The organism is Pseudomonas sp. PHC1, assembly GCF_046487845.1.
GTDB lineage: Bacteria > Pseudomonadota > Gammaproteobacteria > Pseudomonadales > Pseudomonadaceae > Aquipseudomonas > Aquipseudomonas sputi.
This window is the reverse complement of record NZ_JBJXHJ010000031.1, coordinates 21,501-41,678: the sequence shown is the minus strand read 5'-3', so window position 1 is coordinate 41,678 and position 20,178 is coordinate 21,501. Positions and strand designations below refer to the sequence as shown.

Annotated in this window: 18 protein-coding genes; 10 read left to right on the top strand and 8 right to left on the bottom strand. The window is 60.7% G+C overall.

Translation table 11 applies throughout. From position 1 onward, the window contains the following. The first annotated feature begins 127 nt into the window (after window positions 1-127). The 4 genes from ACKJSM_RS26810 to ACKJSM_RS26795 all read left to right on the top strand — a co-directional run bounded on the left by ACKJSM_RS26810 (window position 128) and on the right by ACKJSM_RS26795 (window position 4,279). Window positions 128-910 (top strand): sugar phosphate isomerase/epimerase family protein, encoded by a 783-nt coding sequence (locus tag ACKJSM_RS26810; RefSeq protein WP_410239337.1) that lies wholly within the window; start codon window positions 128-130, stop codon window positions 908-910. Then, entirely contained in the window at window positions 903-1,868 is a 966-nt protein-coding gene (locus ACKJSM_RS26805; protein ID WP_410239336.1) for a sugar kinase, read from the top strand. The genes ACKJSM_RS26810 and ACKJSM_RS26805 overlap by 8 nt, the downstream gene beginning before the upstream one ends. Window positions 1,869-1,990: 122 nt before the next feature. Continuing rightward, window positions 1,991-3,289, top strand: coding sequence for an MFS transporter (locus ACKJSM_RS26800; RefSeq protein ID WP_410239335.1), 1,299 nt, complete (start codon window positions 1,991-1,993; stop codon window positions 3,287-3,289). Between the two features lie 21 nt (window positions 3,290-3,310). Then, entirely contained in the window at window positions 3,311-4,279 is a 969-nt protein-coding gene (locus ACKJSM_RS26795) for a 2-hydroxyacid dehydrogenase (RefSeq protein WP_410239334.1), read from the top strand. Between the two features lie 45 nt (window positions 4,280-4,324). Here the strand turns inward: ACKJSM_RS26795 and ACKJSM_RS26790 are convergent, their stop codons facing one another. The 4 genes from ACKJSM_RS26790 to ACKJSM_RS26775 form a co-directional block, all read right to left on the bottom strand. Then, the gene (locus tag ACKJSM_RS26790; RefSeq protein WP_410239333.1) at window positions 4,325-5,512 is read right to left on the bottom strand and encodes a pyridoxal phosphate-dependent aminotransferase; all 1,188 of its coding nucleotides are present in this window, start codon (window positions 5,510-5,512) and stop codon (window positions 4,325-4,327) included. 41 nt (window positions 5,513-5,553) lie between these two features. Beyond that, complete coding sequence (locus tag ACKJSM_RS26785; protein WP_410239332.1) at window positions 5,554-7,179, bottom strand: methyl-accepting chemotaxis protein; 1,626 nt, start codon at window positions 7,177-7,179, stop codon at window positions 5,554-5,556. A 222-nt stretch (window positions 7,180-7,401) separates the two neighbouring features. Further along, the gene (locus ACKJSM_RS26780; RefSeq protein WP_410239331.1) at window positions 7,402-8,541 is read right to left on the bottom strand and encodes a glycerate kinase; all 1,140 of its coding nucleotides are present in this window, start codon (window positions 8,539-8,541) and stop codon (window positions 7,402-7,404) included. Window positions 8,542-8,632: 91 nt separating this feature from the next. After that, the gene (locus ACKJSM_RS26775) at window positions 8,633-9,757 is read right to left on the bottom strand and encodes a sugar diacid recognition domain-containing protein (RefSeq protein ID WP_236179124.1); all 1,125 of its coding nucleotides are present in this window, start codon (window positions 9,755-9,757) and stop codon (window positions 8,633-8,635) included. A gap of 171 nt (window positions 9,758-9,928) precedes the next feature. Between ACKJSM_RS26775 and ACKJSM_RS26770 the strand changes: the two genes are divergently transcribed. Beyond that, complete coding sequence (locus ACKJSM_RS26770) at window positions 9,929-11,239, top strand: MFS transporter (RefSeq protein ID WP_236179122.1); 1,311 nt, start codon at window positions 9,929-9,931, stop codon at window positions 11,237-11,239. 82 nt (window positions 11,240-11,321) lie between these two features. On the opposite strand, the gene ACKJSM_RS26765 is transcribed toward ACKJSM_RS26770, so the two are convergent. From ACKJSM_RS26765 to ACKJSM_RS26755, 3 genes are all read right to left on the bottom strand, one after another. Next, complete coding sequence (locus ACKJSM_RS26765) at window positions 11,322-11,693, bottom strand: DUF6124 family protein (RefSeq protein WP_410239330.1); 372 nt, start codon at window positions 11,691-11,693, stop codon at window positions 11,322-11,324. A 390-nt stretch (window positions 11,694-12,083) separates the two neighbouring features. Then, window positions 12,084-12,446 (bottom strand): hypothetical protein, encoded by a 363-nt coding sequence (locus ACKJSM_RS26760; protein ID WP_410239329.1) that lies wholly within the window; start codon window positions 12,444-12,446, stop codon window positions 12,084-12,086. Next, window positions 12,443-13,147 carry an SDR family oxidoreductase gene (locus ACKJSM_RS26755; protein WP_410239328.1) on the bottom strand — a complete coding sequence of 235 codons (705 nt, stop codon included), beginning with the start codon at window positions 13,145-13,147 and terminating at the stop codon, window positions 12,443-12,445. The genes ACKJSM_RS26760 and ACKJSM_RS26755 overlap by 4 nt, the downstream gene beginning before the upstream one ends. Window positions 13,148-13,246: 99 nt before the next feature. Here ACKJSM_RS26755 and ACKJSM_RS26750 point away from each other — a divergent pair, with 99 nt between their 5' ends. The 3 genes from ACKJSM_RS26750 (at window position 13,247) to rarD (ending at window position 16,250) form a co-directional block, all read left to right on the top strand. Further along, window positions 13,247-14,146, top strand: a complete 900-nt coding sequence (locus ACKJSM_RS26750; protein ID WP_410239327.1) for a LysR family transcriptional regulator — start codon at window positions 13,247-13,249, stop codon at window positions 14,144-14,146. A 69-nt stretch (window positions 14,147-14,215) separates the two neighbouring features. Continuing rightward, complete coding sequence (locus tag ACKJSM_RS26745) at window positions 14,216-15,229, top strand: aldo/keto reductase (RefSeq protein ID WP_410239326.1); 1,014 nt, start codon at window positions 14,216-14,218, stop codon at window positions 15,227-15,229. 139 nt (window positions 15,230-15,368) lie between these two features. Continuing rightward, the gene (gene rarD / locus ACKJSM_RS26740; RefSeq protein WP_410239325.1) at window positions 15,369-16,250 is read left to right on the top strand and encodes an EamA family transporter RarD; all 882 of its coding nucleotides are present in this window, start codon (window positions 15,369-15,371) and stop codon (window positions 16,248-16,250) included. A 60-nt stretch (window positions 16,251-16,310) separates the two neighbouring features. Here the strand turns inward: rarD and hppD are convergent, their stop codons facing one another. Further along, entirely contained in the window at window positions 16,311-17,387 is a 1,077-nt protein-coding gene (gene hppD / locus ACKJSM_RS26735) for a 4-hydroxyphenylpyruvate dioxygenase (RefSeq protein WP_410239324.1), read from the bottom strand. Between the two features lie 482 nt (window positions 17,388-17,869). On the opposite strand from hppD, the gene ACKJSM_RS26730 reads away from it, so the two are divergent. Further along, window positions 17,870-19,405 (top strand): EAL domain-containing protein, encoded by a 1,536-nt coding sequence (locus tag ACKJSM_RS26730; protein ID WP_410239323.1) that lies wholly within the window; start codon window positions 17,870-17,872, stop codon window positions 19,403-19,405. A 234-nt stretch (window positions 19,406-19,639) separates the two neighbouring features. Continuing rightward, window positions 19,640-20,005, top strand: coding sequence for a histone-like nucleoid-structuring protein, MvaT/MvaU family (locus ACKJSM_RS26725; RefSeq protein ID WP_064381416.1), 366 nt, complete (start codon window positions 19,640-19,642; stop codon window positions 20,003-20,005). Window positions 20,006-20,178 lie beyond the last annotated feature (173 nt).

Below are 20,178 nucleotides of genomic sequence, written 5' to 3'. Positions count from 1 at the left end.
TTTTTTTGAACGAAAATGAAACCGGTTTCAGAGGTAGATAACAATGAATAAACCTGCCGTTTCCAGCGATTTCCCCAACCAAGGCTCGACCCATGTGTCATGCACGGATCAGGACTCTTTTGCCCTAATGAATAAACCCGCCGTTGCCATCAGCCTTTCCAGCTACGGCGCCGACCTCGTTCGCCGTCGTGGTCAGGCTTCTTTCATCGAAGTGCTGGCCGCTTCGGGCGCCAACCGCATCGAATGGCGCGAAGAGCTGCTGACCAACGAAGTCGCCGAACAACTCGCCGCTGCCACGCAAGCCGAAGGCCTGCAGAGCATCTATTCCTCGCCCACCGAACTGTGGCTCGCCGGTCAATCGCGGCCCAATCCCGAACTCATCACCGCGCTGCAAAACGCCGAAGCATTTGGCTCGAAGTGGCTGAAGGTTTCCCTCGGTTTTTTCACCAACAACAACGATCTGCAGAGATTGGCGCAAATCCTTGCGCAAAGCCCTGCGCAACTGCTGGTAGAGAATGACCAGACCCTGCACGGCGGGCGGATCGAGCCTTTCCAGCGTTTCTTCGCCGCCGTCGAGCAGCACAACCTGCCGATCAAGATGACCTTCGACATCGGCAACTGGCAGTGGCAAGACCAGTCCGCCACCAGCGCCGCTCGGCTGTTGGGCCGTCACGTCGGCTACGTGCATTGCAAAGCCGTGGCCCGCCGTACCGACGGCAAACTGGTGGCCGTGCCGCCCGCCGCCACTGACCTGCATCTGTGGGAACAGCTGCTGCGGCACATGGCCCAAGGGGTCATGCGCGCCGCCGAATACCCGCTGCAGGGCGATGACCTGGTGCAACTCACCACCGAACACGTCGCCGCCCTCGCCCAGCTCGGCCAGTCCCGCCTGGAGCCTGCCCATGTCTGAGATCGATATCCTGTCGTTCGGCGAAACCATGGCCATGTTTGTTGCCGAACAGAGCGGTGATCTGGCCTGCGTCGAGCAATTTCACAAACGGATTGCCGGGGCCGACAGCAACGTCGCCATCGGCTTGTCGCGGCTGGGCTTCAAGGTCGCGTGGCTGAGCCGGGTCGGTGCCGACTCGCTGGGACGATTTGTTGTCGAAACCCTGGCCCGCGAGGGGCTCGATTGCAGTCACGTTGAAGTCGACAACGCGCACCCGACCGGTTTCCAGCTCAAATCCCGCAACGATGACGGCAGCGATCCGACGGTCGAGTATTTCCGCCGTGGCTCGGCAGCCAGTCATCTGTCGCCGCTGTCGATTACCCCGATGCTGTTGAGTGCCCGGCACCTGCACGCCACCGGTATTCCTCCGGCGCTGTCCACGTCGGCGCGGGAAATGTCCCATGAACTGATGACCCGCATGCGCAACGCCGGGCGCAGCGTGTCGTTCGACCCCAACCTGCGCCCGAGCCTGTGGGCCAGCGAACGGGAGATGATCAGCGAGATCAACCGCCTCGCCGCCCTCGCCCACTGGGTGCTACCGGGGTTGAGCGAAGGTCGCTTGCTGACAGGGTTTGAAGATCCGGCGGATATCGCGGCGTTTTATCTCGATCAGGGTGCCGAAGCCGTGGCGATCAAGCTCGGGCCGCAAGGTGCGTATTACCGCACCCATCTGGATCAGGGATTTGTCGCCGGGGTGCCGGTCCAGACCGTGGTCGATACGGTGGGTGCCGGCGATGGTTTTGCGGTCGGGATGATCAGCGCCCTGCTGGAACACCAGAGTTTTGCCGAGGCCGTCAGACGCGCCAACTGGATTGGCAGTCGCGCGGTGCAGAGCCGCGGCGACATGGAGGGTTTGCCGACCCGATCCGAACTCATGACTGATCATTCCCATGCTCCTGCGTGGGAATGCAGCCCGTGACGCTCTGCGTCATATGCAACGCGGAGCGTCCCCGGAGGCGCTCCCACGCAGAGCGTGGGTACGAGCAACAACCGATTCATTGAACCTGCTGCGACAAAAACAACAAGCTCAGGAGCAAGACCATGAAAACCGCAACCCTCGCCAGCCGCCGCTGGTGGTACATCATGCCGATCGTGTTCATCACCTATAGCCTGGCGTATCTGGACCGCGCCAACTACGGGTTCGCCGCTGCTTCCGGGATGGCCGCCGACCTGATGATCACGCCGGGCCTGTCCTCGCTGCTCGGCGCACTGTTCTTCCTCGGTTACTTTTTCTTCCAGGTGCCCGGGGCGATCTACGCGCAAAAACACAGCGTGAAGAAGCTGATCTTCGTCAGCCTGATTCTCTGGGGCGGGCTCGCGACGCTGACCGGCGTGGTTTCCAACGCCTATTGGCTGATCGTCATTCGCTTCATGCTCGGTGTGGTCGAAGCGGCGGTGATGCCGGCGATGCTGGTCTATCTCTGCCACTGGTTCACCCGCGCCGAACGCTCGCGGGCCAACACCTTCCTGATCCTCGGCAACCCGGTGACCATGCTCTGGATGTCGGTGGTCTCGGGGTACTTGGTGGAGCACTTCAGCTGGCGCTGGATGTTCATCATCGAAGGCTTGCCGGCAGTGTTCTGGGCGTTTATCTGGTGGAGGCTGGCCGATGATCGTCCGGCTCAGGCCACGTGGCTCAACGATCAGGAAAAGCACGATCTGCAAAGCGCTCTTGCCGCCGAACAGGTCGGGATCAAAGCGGTAAAGAACTACGCCGAAGCCTTCCGTTCGCCGAAGGTGATCATCCTGGCGTTGCAGTTTTTCTGCTGGAGCATCGGCGTCTACGGCTTCGTGTTGTGGCTGCCGTCGATCCTCAAGGCCGGCGCGCAGATGGACATGATCGAGGCCGGCTGGCTCTCGGCCCTGCCTTATCTGGCGGCGGTGATCGGCATGCTGCTGGTGTCGTGGGGCTCGGACAAACTGCAAAAGCGCAAACGCTTCGTCTGGCCGCCACTGCTGATTGCGTCGTTGGCGTTCTACGGTTCCTACGCATTGGGCGCGGAACATTTCTGGTGGTCGTACACGCTGCTGGTGATTGCCGGCGCCTGCATGTACGCGCCTTATGGGCCGTTCTTTGCCATCGTCCCGGAGATCCTGCCGGCCAACGTTGCCGGCGGCGCCATGGCGCTGATCAACAGCATGGGCGCCCTCGGTTCGTTCGGCGGCTCGTATCTGGTCGGCTACCTGAACAGCTCCACCGGGTCGCCCGGCGCGTCTTACCTGCTGATGAGCGGCGCGCTGATGCTCTCGGTGGTGCTGACGATTTTTCTCAAGCCCGGCGCGAGCGACCGGGTGACGGCCAAGCGTGTCGCTCCGCGTCCGCAGCCGGCCCACTCCTGAATTGATAGAGAGATGACTGCGATGAAAAAGCAGGTTGTGTTGTACAAAAAACTGTCGTCGGCGCTGATGGCGCGCCTTGAGGAACAGGTCGATGTGACGCTGATCGACAGCCTTGATGCCGATGGCTTGATGAAACTGCGTGACGCCCTCCCCGGCGCTCACGGGTTGCTCGGCGCGAGCCTGAAACTGGACGCGGCGCTGCTCGATCTGGCGCCCAAGCTCGAAGCGATTTCCAGCGTCTCGGTGGGCGTCGACAACTACGACATCGACTACCTGACCCGGCGCAAAATCCTGCTGACCAACACCCCGGACGTGCTGACCGAAACCACCGCCGACACCGGTTTCGCGCTGATCCTCGCCACCGCCCGGCGCGTGGTGGAACTGGCGAACATGGTGCGCGGCGGTCACTGGCACCGCAGCATCGGCCCGGCGCATTTCGGCACCGATGTGCACGGTAAGACCCTGGGCATCATCGGCATGGGGCGCATTGGCGAGGCATTGGCGCAGCGCGGGCATTTCGGGTTCGGGATGCCGGTGATCTATCACAGCCAATCGCGCAAACCGGCGGTCGAGGCGCGCTTCGATGCGCAGTACCGCAGCCTGGAGGACCTGCTGCAGCAGGCGGATTTCATCTGCCTGACTTTGCCGCTGACGGCGCAGACTGAAGGTTTGATTGGCGCCGAACAATTTGCGTTGATGCGGCCGGACAGCATCTTCATCAACATTTCACGGGGCAAGGTGGTGGATGAGGCGGCGATGATCGACACCTTGCGCCATAACCGGATTCGCGCGGCGGGGCTGGATGTGTTCGAACGTGAGCCGCTGAATCATGATTCGCCGTTGTTGCAGCTCAATAATGTGGTGGCAACGCCGCACATGGGGTCGGCGACCCACGAAACGCGCGAAGCCATGGCGCGGTGCGCGGTGGAGAACCTGTTGGCGGCCTTGGCCGGTGAAAAACCCGCCAACCTGGTGAATCCCTTCCCTTGATTGATCGCTCCCATGCTCCGCGTGGGAACGATCAGGCGTAAACAGTCAGGCGCTGCGCACTTGTAGAAGCTGCGCAGCGCACAGGGCAATCCTTGAACAGGCATCCGCCAGCTTCACCCGATCCACCACCAACCCGATGCGAATATGCCCCGCTGCACTGGGCCCAAACGCTTCCCCTGCCAGCACCGAAACCCCATAGCCCTCCAACAGCCGCTCGGCAAAGTCCTGCGCCCCGATCCCGGTCTGGCGCACATCGACCATCACGAACATCCCGCCATCCGGTCTGATCGGGTACAACCCTGGACAGCCGCACAACCGCTCGCACACCAGATCCCGGCGCAAGCGGTATTCCTCGCGCATCTGCGTCACTTCCGGCAGGTCTTTCTCCAGCGCGATCTGCGCCGCTTTCTGCACGAAATCCGGCAGACCGAACAGCATGCTCAACGACAGATTCACCAGATGCTCGGCCAAGGGTTTCGGCCCGATCATCCAGCCGATCCGCCACCCGGTCATCGCATGGGATTTGGACAGGCTGTTGATCGTCGCGGTGCGCTCGGCCATGCCCGGCAGGCTCGCCGGGCTGATGTGCTCGCCTTCGTACAACAATTCGCTGTAGACCTCGTCGCTGATCAACCACAGGTCATGCCGAATGCACAGCGCCGCCAGCGCCTGCCAGATCAGCAGTGACAGGCTCGCACCGGAAGGATTGTTGGGACTGTTGAGCAACATGACCCGAGTCTTCTGAGTAATCCGCGCCGCGACATCCGCCGGATCGACGCGAAAACCGTTTTCCGGACGCACCGGCACGGGCACCACGGTTGCGCCGCAGGCACCGAACACACCTTCATAAGTCACGTACATCGGTTCGGCGACGATCACTTCATCGCCCGGATCCAGCAGACACTGCGCCACCGAATACACCGCGCATTGCGCGCCGGGCAGCACGATCACATGTCCGGCATCGACGTCCTGACCGCTGCACCGCCGATGGCGCTCGGCGATCAGCCTGCGCAGCTCCAGCCGGCCGCGCACGTCGGAATAATGCGTATCGCCTGCCAGCAGGCTGTCGATGGCGCCGTGGATGATCGGCAGCGGCGTATCGAAATCCGGATCACCCACCGACAGCAGCAACACATCAATCCCTTCGGCGCGCAGCTCCAGCGCTCGGTCGTGAATTCGCCAGGCCGCTGCTCCCTCCCCGGCGATTCGTTGGGTCAAGGCTGAATAGCGCATGTACGTCTCCTGATTGCGCGGTCTCCAGCCTTCACCCTAGGTCAAATCACGAAGCGCGCCACCATCGCATTCAAATCCACCGCCAGGCGCGACAGTTCGTGGGTCGCGGCGCTGGTCTGGTTGGCACCGGCGGCCGATTGCGTGGCCAGGTCGCGGATGTTGACCAGGTTGCGGTCGACCTCGCGGGACACCTGCGCCTGTTCTTCCGAGGCGCTGGCGATCACCAGGTTGCGCTCGTTGATCTGGTGAATCGATTGGGTGATCTGCTCCAGTGCAACGCCAGCGGCGCGGGCCATTTCCAGGGTGGTCTGGGTGCGCTGGTTGCTTTGCTGCATCGACGAAACCGCTTCGCCGGTGCCGTTCTGGATACCGGCGACCATTTTTTCGATTTCCTGGGTCGATTGCGCGGTGCGATGGGCCAGGGCGCGAACCTCGTCCGCGACCACGGCGAAGCCACGCCCGGCTTCACCGGCACGCGCCGCTTCGATGGCAGCGTTGAGCGCCAGCAGGTTGGTCTGTTCGGCGATGGCGCGGATCACGTCCAGCACCTTGCCGATGTCGCGCCCCTGTTCGGCCAGGCCTTCGATCATCTGTGCGGTGTTCTGCACGTCGTGGGTCATGGTCTGGATCGCGTCGACGGTTTTCACCACCTGATCGCGACCTTCGCGGGCGGCGTGGGTCGACTGGTTCGAGGCTTCGGAGGTCGACACCGCGTTGCGCGCCACCTCTTCCACCGCGGCGGTCATTTCGTTGACGGCGGTGGCCGCCTGTTCGATTTCGTCGTTCTGCTGTTGCAGGCCACGGGACGCTTCTTCGGTCACGGCGCTCAGCTCTTCGGCGGCGGCGCCCAGTTGGGTGGCGGAGCCGGCGATCTGCTCGATGGTCTTGCGCAGGTTGGTCTGCATGGCGGCCAGGGCTTCAAGCAGGCGCGCCGGTTCGTCCCTGCCGTCGATTTCGATGACGTTGGTCAGGTTGCCGCCGGCGATGGTTTGCGCGGCCGCCACGGCACGGTTCAGCGGCGTGACGATGCTGCGGGTCAGCAGCCAGGCCAGCAGCACCGTGGCCAGCGCCGCGATGACCGCCACAATGACGATGCCGGTAATTGCGCTGTCGTAGTGCTCACCGGCTTGGGTGGAAGCGGTCTTCGCATCGGCGGCGTTGATTGCAATCAGCTTGTTGAGCTGTTCGCCCATCTTGTCGGTGCCATCCTTGATCTTCGTGTTGATCAGGGCGCGCATCTCGTCGAGCTTGTCCTGACGCGACAAATCCATCATCTGGTTCTGCGCCTGCACATAGTTGTCGAGGGTCGTCGAGAACTCCTGATACAGCGCGCGTTCTTCTGGCCCCGCCGGCAATACCGCGTAACTGGCCTGAGCGGCGCGTACCTTGTCCACCAGCACGCCGATACGGGTCTGCGCTTCCTGCAACCCCGCCGGTTCGCGATTGACCAGAATGCGGAACGAGAGGATCCGCAGACGCAAAACGTTTTCCGTGACCACGGCGAGTTGGGTGACGCTCGGCAACTGCGTCGATTCCATCTCCAGCGACGCCTGACGGATGATCGACATGCGGTTGACGGCGAACACACCGAGCACGATCACCAGCAAGGCAATGAAGGCAAAACCGAGGAAAGCACGGGGCGCGATATTCAGATTACGCAAGGACATAGGAGGACTCTCGGATAATTGAAACTACGAGCGTCCCTGCCGTGATCACTGGCCCCTGGGCGGGCTTCAGTCCGGCGTCACTTTTTTGGAAAGTCTTGTGTGCGCCTGATTTCTATATCGGCCAGGCTTGAGGAAGTTTGCGCGCAAAGATGAAATATTTTTCACGGTGCTGCGGGTGTTTCAGCGATGAAACACCCGTTGTTTCAGATGATGACTGACAGGTCAGGCCGGAGTTGCCATACGCCATACGCGAGCAATATCTGCGGCACGTTCGCGCAGCAGGCGCGGGGCTTCGGCGCAGGCTTGTTCGAGGGACATCGGACCGCTGGTGACCGCGAATGCGGCGTCGATGCCGTGATCGTAGAGTGCCTGATAGCCATCGCCCAAGGTGCCGGCAATGACGATCACCGGCACGCCATGTTGCTTGGCGATGCGCGCGACGCCGAACGGGGTTTTGCCGCGCAGGGTCTGAGCATCGAAGCGCCCTTCTCCGGTAATCACCAGATCCGCGCCCTTCACAGCGTCGGCCAGGCCGACCAGTTCCGCGACCACTTCGACACCGGCCTGGAACCGTGCACCGAGAAATGCCTTGGCGGCAAAGCCCAATCCGCCCGCAGCACCGCTGCCCGGCTCATCCCGCACATCCTTGCCCAGCGCTCGCGCGCAGCATTCGGCGAAATGAGCGAGGGCCTGATCCAGTTGTTGTACTTGCGCAGGGGATGCGCCCTTCTGCGGGCCGAAGATCGCCGAGGCGCCGTGGGGGCCGCACAACGGATTGTTGACGTCGGCGGCGATGTCGAAACGCACTTGCGCCAGACGCGGGTCGAGTCCGCTTGGATCGAGTTGGGTGAGTTGCGCCAGCGCCAGACCGCCCGGCACCAGAGCTTGCCCTTGGGCATCCAGCAGTTTCACGCCCAACGCTTGCATGGCGCCGGCGCCGCCGTCATTGGTGGCGCTGCCGCCAATGGCCAGAATCACCCGTTGCGCGCCGGCATCCAGCGCGGCGCGGATCAGCTCACCGGTGCCGAACGTGCTGCTGATACAGGCGTCACGCTGCCCCGGCGGCACCCGTTGCAAGCCGCTGGCTTCAGCCATTTCGATGATTGCGGTGTGGTTGTGCGGCAGCCAGCCCCACGCGGCTTCAACCGCTGCGCCCAACGGACCGCGCACGCGGGTGCGGCGCAGTTCGCCTTCGCACGCGGCGAGAATCGACTCCACCGTGCCTTCGCCACCGTCGGCCATCGGGCATTTGACCAAAGTCGCTTGCGGCCAGACTTGAGCCAGACCCAGCGCGATGGCTTCTGCAACGCCTTGGGCACTCAGGCTGTCCTTGAACGAATCGGGGGCGATGACGATTTTCATGCGAATTCTCCAGTTCCAATGCCCCTCATGCTGCCAGTCGCCTTGCCCGTTGACGCCTGTCCGCTGCACAAGTGGCGCAGGCGTTTATTGTTCATTTCGACAAATCGTCAATCTGCGGCAGCAATTGCACACCCAGATACAACGCCAGCATCCCGTCGAGCTTCAGCGGATCGACCCCGCTCAACTCGGCAATCCGCTCCATCCGGTAACGCAGGCTGTTGCGGTGAATCCCCAAGGCATCGGCACAAGCCTGGCTCTGCCCGTCGTGATCGCACCAGCTGCGCAGGGTCGCGAGCAACTGGCCGTTGTTGTCCTTGGCGATCACCTTGCGCAACGGTTTGAGCAGTTCATCCAGCGCATCGTCGTTGCGATGGCGCCAGAGCATCACCGGCAAGCGGTAGCGATTAAGGGTCAGCAGCCGTGAATGCGGCAGTACTTCACGGCCATAAGCGAGCAGATCGCCGACCCGCCGGTAGCAACGGCGCAATCCAGTCAGCCCATCGGCCTGCCCGCCGACCGCAATGCGCAGGATGTTCCAGCCCAGACCATCGAGTTTTTCCAGCAGCCGATCATGCTCGACGTTCTGACTCGCCGGACGGCACCACAGCAGCGACGATTTTGCCGAGCTCACGCACCAACTGTCGGGATAGCGCGACATCAGCCAGGCACTCAGCGCCTCGGCGGTTTGCCCGGGCCCGTGCTCCAGACCCAGCTCAAACAGATACGGCACCCGCGTCAGTTGCGGTTTGAGGCCGAGTTGCTGGGCCTCGTCGATCAACCTTGGCGAATCCCCCGCCTCGCTCAACAACAGCGCGAGCAAGTCATCGCAGCGCTGTCGCCGCCATTGCTGTTCGGATTGCTGGTTGCGCTGGCCGACCAGCATTTCAGCCGTCATGCGCACCAGCTCGGCGTAAGTGCGCAGTTGCTCCGGCTCACCGGTGATGCCAAGCACGCCGATCAAGCGCTGATCGAGCAGCAGGGGCAGATTGATTCCCGGCTGCACGCCCTTCAAATGCACCGCGGTCTGCGCGTCAATCTCCACCACTCGCCCGTTGGCCAGCACCAGTTGCGCGCCTTCGTGGCGGGTGTTGATCCGCTCCGGCTCGCCGCTGCCGAGGATCAGTCCCTGGCTGTCCATGACGTTGACGTTGTACGGCAAAATGGCCATGGCCCGGTCGACGATGTCCTGGGCGAGGTCGTGATCGAGTTCGAACATAGGGGCTGAAATCCTTGAAAACAGGCGCGGACGGTTGTTCACCCGCACAGGGTCTGGCAGCAAACCCTGTGCTCAGGCACAAAGACAATCCGGCCAAAGGTGGCCGAGACTCTCAGGGCGATCAACGTTACCCTTTGCATCGCAAAAAATCATAATAAAGAGAGAGCCGCCATGTCGCAGAGCGCCGCTGCCGCCCAGACCATCGCTGACGATAAAAATGCCGTCTACAAACGCATCACCCTGCGTTTGATCCCCTTCATCTTCATCTGCTACCTGTTCAACTACCTCGACCGGGTCAACGTTGGATTTGCCAAATTGCAGATGCTCGACGCGCTGAAATTCAGCGAAACCGTGTACGGCCTCGGTGCCGGTATCTTCTTCATCGGCTACGTACTGTGCGGCGTGCCGAGTAACCTGGCGCTGACCAAGTTCGGCCCCCGGCGCTGGATTGCGCTGATGATGATCACCTGGGGCACGCTGTCGACCTGCCTGCTGTTCGTCACCACGCCGACCCAGTTTTACACCCTGCGCCTGTTCACCGGCGCGGCCGAAGCCGGGTTCTTCCCCGGCGTTGTGCTCTACCTCTCACAGTGGTTCCCGACCTTCCGCCGTGGCCGGATCATGGCACTGTTCATGTCGGCGATCCCGGTGTCCGGCCTGCTCGGCAGCCCGTTTTCCGGCTGGATCCTCAATCACTTCGCCGCCGGCCAGGGTGGCCTCGCGGGCTGGCAGTGGATGTTTTTGCTGCAAGGCATTCCGACGGTTGTATTGGGCGCACTCGCCTACTTCCTGCTCAGCGACAACTTCGCCAACGCCAAATGGCTGACCCCGTACGAGCGTTCGGTGCTGGAAGCCGACCAGGCCGAAGACCTGGCGAACAAACCGAAAACCACCTCCGATTCGCTGATCGCCGTGTTCAAGAACCCGGCCATCTGGGCCTTCGGCCTGATCTACTTCTGCATCCAGAGCGGTGTGTACGCGATCAACTTCTGGCTGCCGTCGATCATCAAGAACCTCGGCTTCAGCGACAACCTGGTGATTGGCTGGTTGAGTGCGATTCCTTACTTGCTGGCGGCGGTGTTTATGCTGATGGTCGGGCGTTCGGCAGACTTGCGTAAAGAACGTCGTTGGCATTTGGTGGTGCCGATGTTGATGGGCGCTGTCGGCCTGTTGATTGCGGTGAACTTCGCGGCGAATCCGGCGATTGCAATTCTCGGTTTGACCATTGCGACCATGGGCGCGCTGACCGGTCTGCCGATGTTCTGGCCGGTGCCGACTGCCATGTTGAGCGCGGGTGCTGCAGCGGGTGGGTTGGCGTTGATCAACTCGATGGGGCAGATGGCCGGGTTCCTCAGTCCTTATCTGGTGGGTTGGGTCAAGGACAGCACGGGCTCTACCGATGCGGCGCTTTATCTGCTGGCGGGTGTGATTGTTGGCGGGAGTCTGCTGGCGTTGCGGATGACGCGGACGTTGCGGGCTTAAGCATTAGGCGAGATACAGAAACGGCCCTTTTCGGGCCGTTTTTCGTTTGATCGTTCCCACGCTCTGCGTGGGAACGATCAGGCTACACAGACGCTTCAGTCTTGAGTTCCAGATTATCCAGCGCCCGGTTCACCGCCAGTTCACCCAGCATGATCAGTTGCGCAATGCCTAGCAGTACATGCCGCTGCGAGCCGTCCACCAGCCCGGCGAAGTCGGTGGCCATCGTTTTGGCCGAGGTCAGGGTCTCGCACGCATCGGCCAGCAGTTCTTCGCTGTCGATGCCGGGGGCAATGAGGTAGCGGGCGTTGGGTTTGAGCAGCGGTTTTCTGGGGAGCAGCGGATTGAGATAGTGATCGAGGGCGCGTTCGGCGGCTTCGTGGAATTTCTTGGAATCGAGGGTTTCGTAGGGCGAGGTGGTGTCGGCTTCGGGTGGGTTGGGTGTTGGTTTGATCATGGTGAAACTCCTAAGGCACTTATTGGCGCCACCACACTCGCTACCAAACGATGGTGGTGGCCAGACGCAGGTTGGTAGACCGGGCCTTAGGAGAAACGGCGCACCCGAAGGTGCCCTGCGAATGACCACCATAAAACAGAGACAAAAGACTCTACAAAATGGAGCACTCTGCACTTAAAGACCCGGGCTACCAAACCCGATCGCTGTTATTCAGCGACGGGACAACGATAAAACCCGGCCCATAAGCGCACAAGCCGGCGGATTCTGGCGCAGCCGTAGGCAACGGCGCAAGGTTGTGTAGCCTGGGGTGCGTGTCTGAACGTGTCCTTTAAACGCCACACTTAAACACCCCACTCCAGATCGTTCCCACGCTCCGCGTGGGAACGAGCATCACGCACTGCTTTTCGCATCCAGTTCCAAAACCACTCCCCCCGGCATCTGCACAAAAATCTGCCAGATCCCATCCTCCGGCACCTGCGCCACCTGATACGGCAACCCACTGCCCTGCACCCGCTTCAACACCACCGCTGCATCTTCATCGGTTCTAAACGCGATGTGGCTCAAAGCAGCCTCTTCCAAAACGGGTTGCTCGATCACATGCACCAACGCCTCCTCACTCTGATACAACCAGCGCCCGGGAAACGGAAACGGCGGCCGGCGCCCCGGCGTCAATCCCAGCAAGGCATTGAAGGCCTCTTGAATCCGTTGCCCGTCCGGCGCATTGAATGCCATGTGATCGAAGTGCCAGGTCATAACAATCCACCTCCGTCGACGTCGATGATGCTGCCACTGATAAAGCCGTTCTCCATGACCAGCATAAACGCGGCGGCCAGGTCCTGCGGCATGCCGACCCGGCCTACCGGCAGCGCCGCCGAGGTGCGGGCGAACATCGCGCGGCGCTGGCTTTCGTCCATGCCGGCGTAGGCTTCGGTGTCGGTCACGCCGGGGCTGATGACGTTGACCCGGCGCGGCGCCAGCTCCTTGGCCAGTTGTTTGGCCAGTGATTCAAGCGCCGCATTCATCGTGGTCTTGATGAATTGCCCCGCGACGAATTTGCGCGACAGCAACCCCGACGTCAGGGTGATGCTGCCCCGCTCGCTCAGGTAAGGCAGCGCCGCTTGAATGGCGCGCAAGGTGCCCCAGAACTTCACGTCGAACGCCTGTTGCGCCTGGAGCAGATCGCTGTCGGCCAGCGGCTTGGCGCTGATGCTCGGCCCGGCGGTAATCACCAGATGATCGAAGGCGCCAATGCGCTTGAACAGTTGAAGCAGCGAGGCCTCATCGGTGATATCGGCAGACTCGTGGCGGATATCGCCGTGGGTTTCGGATGTTTCAACACGGCGCCCAACCGAATAAACACGGGCGCCTCGTTCTGCGGCGTTCGACGCGACGGCGGCGCCAATGCCGCTGCTGCCGCCGATGACCACTACAGTCTGGTTGTCGAATGGTTTCATGGGAGTTCTCCAGTGGGCTTGAGGAGATTGCATCTTCTGCGGTTGCCAATCGAAGAAAAATCCCGGTAAATCGGAAGGATCTTTAAAGGATTTTTACCAATGAGCTCGATTCTGGATCTTGAGATCTTCGTCCGCACCGCCGATTCCGGCAGCATTTCCGCCGCCGCCCGGGCGCTGGAGCTGACGCCGGCGGCCGCCAGCATCGCACTGAAACGCCTGGAAACCCGTCTCGGCATCCGACTCTTCGCCCGCTCGACCCGCAGCATGCGCCTGACCGAAGAAGGCCGGCGCTATCTGGAAAGCGTGCGTCTGGCATTGGCGACCCTGGCCGAGGGCGAACAGGCGCTGAAACAGCAGACCGAAGGCTTGAGCGGCGTGCTGCAACTGGCAGCGCCGTCGGATTTCGGGCGCAATGTGTTGCTGCCGTGGCTGGACGACTTCAAGCGCGAACACCCGCACATTCAACTGCAATTGCTGCTCAACGACCGGCATGCGGATCTGTTTCGCGAAACGGTCGATGTGGCGCTGCGCTTCGGTGTGCCGAGTGATTCAACGCTGGTAGCGTTGCCGATTCTGCCGGACCATCGCCGCGTGGCCTGCGCCAGCCCCGCGTATCTCGAGCGTCACGGCACACCACAGAATCCTGCCGAATTGAGCAAACACAGCGCCCTGCTCTACCTGCGTAACGGCCGGCCTTACAACACCTGGCGCTTTCATCGCGACGACGAAACGCTGGAAGTCGAAGTACGCGGCGACTACCTCAGCGACGACGGCGAAGTCGCCCGCCGATGGGCACTGGCCGGACACGGAATCGCCTACAAGGCCTGGCTCGATGTAGCCGAGGACGTGCGCGCCGGGCGGCTGGTGACGCTGTTCGATGACTGGCACGGCGAGAGTGTGCCGTTCAATCTGCTGTGCCCGCACCGGGTGCAGGTGTCGGAACGGGTCAAGGTGTTGCAGGCGTTTTTACGCCAGCGCTGCGAGGCACTGTGTCGATAAATTCACTTTTCCGCGCCGGACGCTTCTGGTATTTGATGGAAGCTTTCCCACCGACAAAAGGATTTCGGCATGAGCTATCGCACACTGGGTCACTCGGGGTTGCAGGTGTCCACCCTCACCCTCGGCACGATGATGTTCGGCGAGCAGACCAGCGCAGAGGATTCGCTGCGCATCATCGACAAGGCCTGGGATCAGGGCATCAATTTCATCGACACGGCTGACGTCTACACCAATGGCCGCTCGGAAGAAATCGTCGGCGAGGCCATCGCCCGTCATCGACATGAATGGGTGCTGGCGACCAAGGTCGGTTTCGGCCCGGTGGACGGCATGCCGAACCGCAGCGGCCTGAGCCGCAAGCACCTCTTCAATGGTCTGGAAGCCAGCCTGACCCGGCTCGGCACCGACTACCTCGACATCTATTACCTGCACCGCGAAGACCACAACACCCCGCTGGAGGTGACGATCTCGGCAATTGGCGATCTGATTCGCCAAGGCAAGATCCGCTATTGGGGCCTGTCGAACTATCGCGGCTGGCGGATTGCCGAGGTGATTCGCGTGGCGGACAAGCTCGGGGTCGATCGCCCGGTCATCAGCCAGCCGCTGTACAACATCGTCAACCGTCAGGCCGAGACCGAGCAGATCACCGCTGCCCAGACCTACGGCCTCGGTGTGGTGCCTTACAGCCCGCTGGCCCGTGGCGTGCTCAGCGGCAAGTACGCACCGGACGTAACCCCGGACGCCAACAGCCGTGCCGGGCGTCAGGACAAGCGGATTCTGGAAACCGAATGGCGGGTGGAGTCGCTGCGCATTGCCCAGCAGATTCAGCAATACACCCAGGAGCGTGGGGTCGGGATTGTCGAGTTTGCGATTGCCTGGGTGCTGAACAACGGCGCGGTGACGTCGGCGATTGTCGGGCCGCGCACGGAAGAGCAGTGGGATGCTTACACCAAGGCGCAGACGGTGAAGATTACCGCGGAGGATGAAGCGTTTATCGATTCGCTGGTGACGCCGGGGCATGCGTCTACGCCGGGGTTTAATGATGTGAGCCATTTTGTGTCGGGGCGCAAGCTGCGTCAGGCTTAAGCACCTATGCTTCGACCCAGGTCTCCGCTCTCACGGGACCTGGGTCGAATGTTGGAAATATTGATCACTCGGCCAATATTCAGCACAAAAACCACGTATCCTGCGCGCCTCGTTTGCCCATCCCCCCCGCGAGGACAGTTTGTCTAAAGGCATTGCTCTATCGGTGACAGCATCGACGCTGTTTGCCGTCATGTATTACTACACCTCGTTGCTCACCCCATTGAGCGGCGTGGAGATATTCGGTTGGCGGATGTTGCTGACCGTGCCCTGCATGACCGTGTTCATGTTGTTGTCCGGCGAATGGCGGCGAGTGCTGGAGCTGCTGCGTCGGGTTCCTGCGCTCCCGAAGCTGATCGGTGGCCTGGTCCTCTCGTCAGCGTTGCTGGGTGTGCAGTTGTGGCTGTTCATGTGGGCGCCGCTCAACGGCTACAGCCTCGATGTGTCGCTGGGCTACTTCCTGTTGCCGCTGGCGATGGTGCTGACCGGACGCATCGCTTATGGCGAAAGCCTGTCGTACCTGCAAAAAGTCGCGGTGTTCTTTGCCAGCCTCGGCGTGTTGAACGAGTTGTATCAGGTTGGCGGATTTTCCTGGGCGACGCTGGTGGTCGTCGTCGGTTACCCGCTGTACTTTGTGCTGCGCAAATACCTGAAGTCGGACAACCTTGGCGGTTTGTGGGTCGACATGACGCTGATGCTGCCGGTGGCGTACTGGTTTGTGCGCGGCGGCGAACAGGGTTTCGGCGTGTTCGATCAATACCCGGCGCTGACGTGGCTGATTCCGCTGCTCGGCCTGATCAGTGCGTCGGCGCTGGTGGTGTACATCATTGCCAGTCGCCTGCTGCCGTTCAGCCTGTTCGGTTTGCTCAGTTACGTCGAGCCAGTATTGCTGCTCGGAGTGGCGCTGCTGCTCGGCGAGAGCATCAAACCCGGTGAGTGGCTGACCTACATCCCGATCTGGCTGGCAGTGGTGGTGCTGGTGTTTGAAGGGTTCAAGCATCTGACGCGCCATCGGCGCCCGTAAGACGCCCAACAAAAAGCCCGGCCTGCAACGTTGCAGGCCGGGCTTTTTTACATCTGCAGATTACTCGGTAGCGAGCACGCCACGACGCACCTGATCACGCTCGATCGATTCGAACAGCGCCTTGAAGTTGCCTTCGCCGAAACCATCGTCACCCTTGCGCTGGATGAATTCGAAGAACACCGGACCCATCAGGGTTTCCGAGAAGATCTGCAGCAGCAGACGCTTGTCTTCTTTATCCGAAGCACCATCGAGCAGGATGCCGCGCGATTGCAGTTGATCGACCGGCTCGCCGTGGTTCGGCAGACGGCCTTCGAGCATTTCGTAGTAGGTGTCCGGCGGCGCGGTCATGAAGCGCATGCCGATCTTCTTCAACTGATCCCAGGTCTTGACCAGGTCGTCGGTGAGGAAGGCTACGTGCTGGATACCCTCGCCGTTGAACTGCATCAGGAACTCTTCGATCTGCCCGGCGCCCTTCGACGATTCTTCGTTGAGCGGGATGCGGATCATGCCGTCCGGCGCGGTCATCGCTTTCGAGGTCAGGCCGGTGTATTCGCCCTTGATGTCGAAGTAACGGATCTCGCGGAAGTTGAACAACTTCTCGTAGAAGTTCGCCCAGTAGGCCATGCGACCGCGATACACGTTGTGGGTCAGGTGGTCGATGATCTTCAGGCCGGCACCGACCGGATTGCGGTCAACGCCTTCAAGGAATACGAAGTCGATGTCATAGATCGAGCTGCCTTCGCCGAAACGGTCGATCAGGTACAGCGGCGCGCCGCCAATGCCTTTGATCGCCGGCAGGTTCAGTTCCATCGGGCCGGTTTCGATGTGGATCGGCTGGGCGCCGAGTTCCAGCGCGCGGTTGTAGGCCTTCTGCGAATCCTTGACCCGGAATGCCATGCCACACACCGACGGGCCGTGTTCGGCCGCGAAGTACGAGGCCACACTGTGCGTTTCGTTGTTGAGGATCAGGTTGATTGCGCCCTGGCGATACAGGTGCACATTTTTGGAGCGGTGGGTCGCGACCTTGGTGAAGCCCATGATCTCGAAGATCGGCTCCAGGGTGCCGGGGGTCGGCGATGCGAACTCGATGAACTCGAAGCCCATCAGGCCCATAGGGTTTTCGTATAAATCTGCCATGGTAGGCGCCTCATCATTCTTATCAATTAACCAGAGTTATTTGTCAGTAATGCTGAGACCGGTGGGCGGCGCACAGGAGATGCCACGCACACTGCGGGCGAGGAAGTCACCGTAGATCAGTTGAAACCCGAATATCTTCATTGTCGACCCAAGGCTCTTGCGGGCGAGGCTTCTGCTGCCAGAAGACGATTATTATTGTATGCGTAACCGGATTCTACACAGCGTAAAACGGGTTGTCTGCCCTCTCTATAAAATCCGCTTTTTTCGGCCCGGTGCAAGGGCTTTGTTACACCGCCAGATGCCCCCGGAGTCAGCACACCGCCCAGGCACATGGCCTGCGTTCTTTCAGTTGGCGACACGGCTGAATTACCACCGAGCGGCGCAGGCGTCATTGGCCATCTATCATGGGCTCAGACCTTGGGCTCTGCGCGCACGCTTGGCCTGCAATCGAGAGCCCCACTCCATCGCGACAGGATGCGCTCATGCCACTGACCGTCAGGCCCCGCCGCAAGCGCAGTACCCGGATTATCGTGACACTGCTGTGTGGCATGCTGCCGATCGTACTCGGCAGCGTCATTCTCTATATGCAGGCCGGACGCGCCCTTCAACAGAGTTCGCAGCACACCGCCGATGAAGCCCTGCGCCAGTTCGAACTGATGCTCGACAACACTGCCCAGGCCGCCCGCGAATTGTTGCCTTTGGCCGGCCAGACCTGCGAGACCGTCAAACTGGCCTTGCGCGAACAAGTCACCCGGCGTCCGTTCGTACGCTCGACCAATCTGGTGTGGGACGACAATCTCTATTGCAGTTCGCTGTTCGGCGACTTCAAGGAAACCGTGAATCCGGGCGACTACGCAAAGGGCAAGTTGTGGCTCATGAACGGCAACCCGGTCACGCCCGAGAGCGCGCTGCTGGTGTATCGCCTGAGCGAGGGCCGCGGTGGTGCGCTGACCACGCTGGACGGCTATCACCTGAGCAACATCCTGCGCCTGATCGGCCGGCACACGCTGTTGTTTCTGCAAGTCGGCAACAACTGGCTCAGCGCCGACGGCAAAGTGCATCAAGGCGCCCTGCCCGCGCTGCCGGTTGCACAAAGTACCTTGCACTCATCGCGCTATGCGTTCTCGGTAACAGCCGCTTTTCCGGCAGGAGAAACCTGGCGCTACATGAAAGAGGAGTATCCGCCGCTGTTCAGCCTGCTGATGTTCTTTGGTGCCGTATCGGGCGCGATCGGCTACATCCTGCAGAAGCGCTCGACGTCGCCCAGTCAGGAAATGCTTCGGGCATTGGAAGCCGGAGAGTTCATTCCGTACTTTCAACCGGTGGTGCACGGCGACAGCAAACGGTGGTCGGGCGCAGAAGTGCTGATGCGCTGGAACCATCCCAAGGAAGGGCTGGTGCGTCCGGACCTGTTCATACCGTTTGCCGAACATTCCGGGCTGATCGTGCCGATGACCCGCACCTTGATGCAGCAGACCGCTGCCATACTCGGGCCGCTGTCATCGACCTTCGAGGCGCCTTTCCACATTGGCATCAACATCACCGCCAGTCACTGCCGCGATTTTGAGCTGGTTGAGGATTGCCGTGAGTTTTTGTCAGCTTTTCAGCCTGGCAGCATCACTCTGGTCCTGGAGCTGACCGAACGCGAGCTGATCGAGCCGACCGCCATTACCCATCAACTGTTCGCACAGCTGCGCGCAATGGGCGTGAAGATCGCGATTGACGACTTTGGGACTGGCCATTCAAGCCTTGGCTACTTGAGAACCTTCAATGTGGACTTCCTCAAGATCGACCAGACATTCGTGGCCATGATCGATACAGACGCCCTGTCCCGGCACATTCTGGACACCATCATCGAACTCTCCACCAAACTGGATCTGGGCATTGTGGCCGAAGGTGTGGAAACGCAGGCCCAGTGTGATTATCTGGCCGCCCACCATGTCAACTTTCTGCAGGGCTACCTTTTCGGCAAGCCGATGCCGGCTGCAGACTTCATCGAAGCATTAACTCATCATTAACTTGGCGGGATAAATCCTGTGTCGCCGACAGCCCGCACCAAATTGATACAAAACAGCGTTGTTGTTACATGAAGAAAAAGTCAGGATTTACTCTTGTCGAATTAACTACTACAATTTTTCTTACCTGTTGCAAGATGGGCAGGTGAGCCATTATCACCGAGTCGCTTCAAGGCTCTTGGCTTATAGCTTTGTTTGCGGTTGGTATCAGCCAAATACATTATTGGAGTAAAGATATTGTCCAGACTCGCTGAATTTCGTGCAGCTGAAAAGGCCCTTCAGGAACAGCTCAAGCAGCTGGAATCGCTGAAGAACGATGCCGGGCTCAAGAAAGAAATCGAATTCGAAGAAAAGCTCCAGGGGCTGATGAAAACCTACGGCAAAGGCCTGAAAGACATCATCGCCATTCTCGATCCGAACCCGGCGAAATCCGGTCTGCAACTGACCGCCGCACCTAAAACCCGCCGCGCTCGCGTGGTCAAGGTCTATCAGAACCCGCACACCGGTGAGCTGATCGAGACCAAGGGTGGCAACCACCGCGGCCTGAAGGCCTGGAAGGAACAATACGGTGCAGCCACCGTTGATTCCTGGTTGCGCGGTTAATCGCCCTCGCAAACATGAAAGCCCTGCATATGCAGGGCTTTTTTTTGGACAATATTTAACAAATGCAACGATTTTTCTGTCGATCAAGTTGAGTTTCAAAACCCTCTCGCACTGAAACTATGCTTCCGAATGTTGCCCCGTTACCCGGCGATTAACTTTATGCTTAATCAGTT

Coding starts and splice junctions, on each gene's coding strand:
- ACKJSM_RS26810 (WP_410239337.1), top strand. CDS start 128: ATGAATAAACCCGCCGTTGCCATCAGCCTTTCCAGCTACGGCGCCGAC.
- ACKJSM_RS26805 (WP_410239336.1), top strand. CDS start 903: ATGTCTGAGATCGATATCCTGTCGTTCGGCGAAACCATGGCCATGTTT.
- ACKJSM_RS26800 (WP_410239335.1), top strand. CDS start 1,991: ATGAAAACCGCAACCCTCGCCAGCCGCCGCTGGTGGTACATCATGCCG.
- ACKJSM_RS26795 (WP_410239334.1), top strand. CDS start 3,311: ATGAAAAAGCAGGTTGTGTTGTACAAAAAACTGTCGTCGGCGCTGATG.
- ACKJSM_RS26790 (WP_410239333.1), bottom strand. CDS start 5,512: ATGCGCTATTCAGCCTTGACCCAACGAATCGCCGGGGAGGGAGCAGCG.
- ACKJSM_RS26785 (WP_410239332.1), bottom strand. CDS start 7,179: ATGTCCTTGCGTAATCTGAATATCGCGCCCCGTGCTTTCCTCGGTTTT.
- ACKJSM_RS26780 (WP_410239331.1), bottom strand. CDS start 8,541: ATGAAAATCGTCATCGCCCCCGATTCGTTCAAGGACAGCCTGAGTGCC.
- ACKJSM_RS26775 (WP_236179124.1), bottom strand. CDS start 9,757: ATGTTCGAACTCGATCACGACCTCGCCCAGGACATCGTCGACCGGGCC.
- ACKJSM_RS26770 (WP_236179122.1), top strand. CDS start 9,929: ATGTCGCAGAGCGCCGCTGCCGCCCAGACCATCGCTGACGATAAAAAT.
- ACKJSM_RS26765 (WP_410239330.1), bottom strand. CDS start 11,693: ATGATCAAACCAACACCCAACCCACCCGAAGCCGACACCACCTCGCCC.
- ACKJSM_RS26760 (WP_410239329.1), bottom strand. CDS start 12,446: ATGACCTGGCACTTCGATCACATGGCATTCAATGCGCCGGACGGGCAA.
- ACKJSM_RS26755 (WP_410239328.1), bottom strand. CDS start 13,147: ATGAAACCATTCGACAACCAGACTGTAGTGGTCATCGGCGGCAGCAGC.
- ACKJSM_RS26750 (WP_410239327.1), top strand. CDS start 13,247: ATGAGCTCGATTCTGGATCTTGAGATCTTCGTCCGCACCGCCGATTCC.
- ACKJSM_RS26745 (WP_410239326.1), top strand. CDS start 14,216: ATGAGCTATCGCACACTGGGTCACTCGGGGTTGCAGGTGTCCACCCTC.
- hppD (WP_410239324.1), bottom strand. CDS start 17,387: ATGGCAGATTTATACGAAAACCCTATGGGCCTGATGGGCTTCGAGTTC.
- ACKJSM_RS26730 (WP_410239323.1), top strand. CDS start 17,870: ATGCCACTGACCGTCAGGCCCCGCCGCAAGCGCAGTACCCGGATTATC.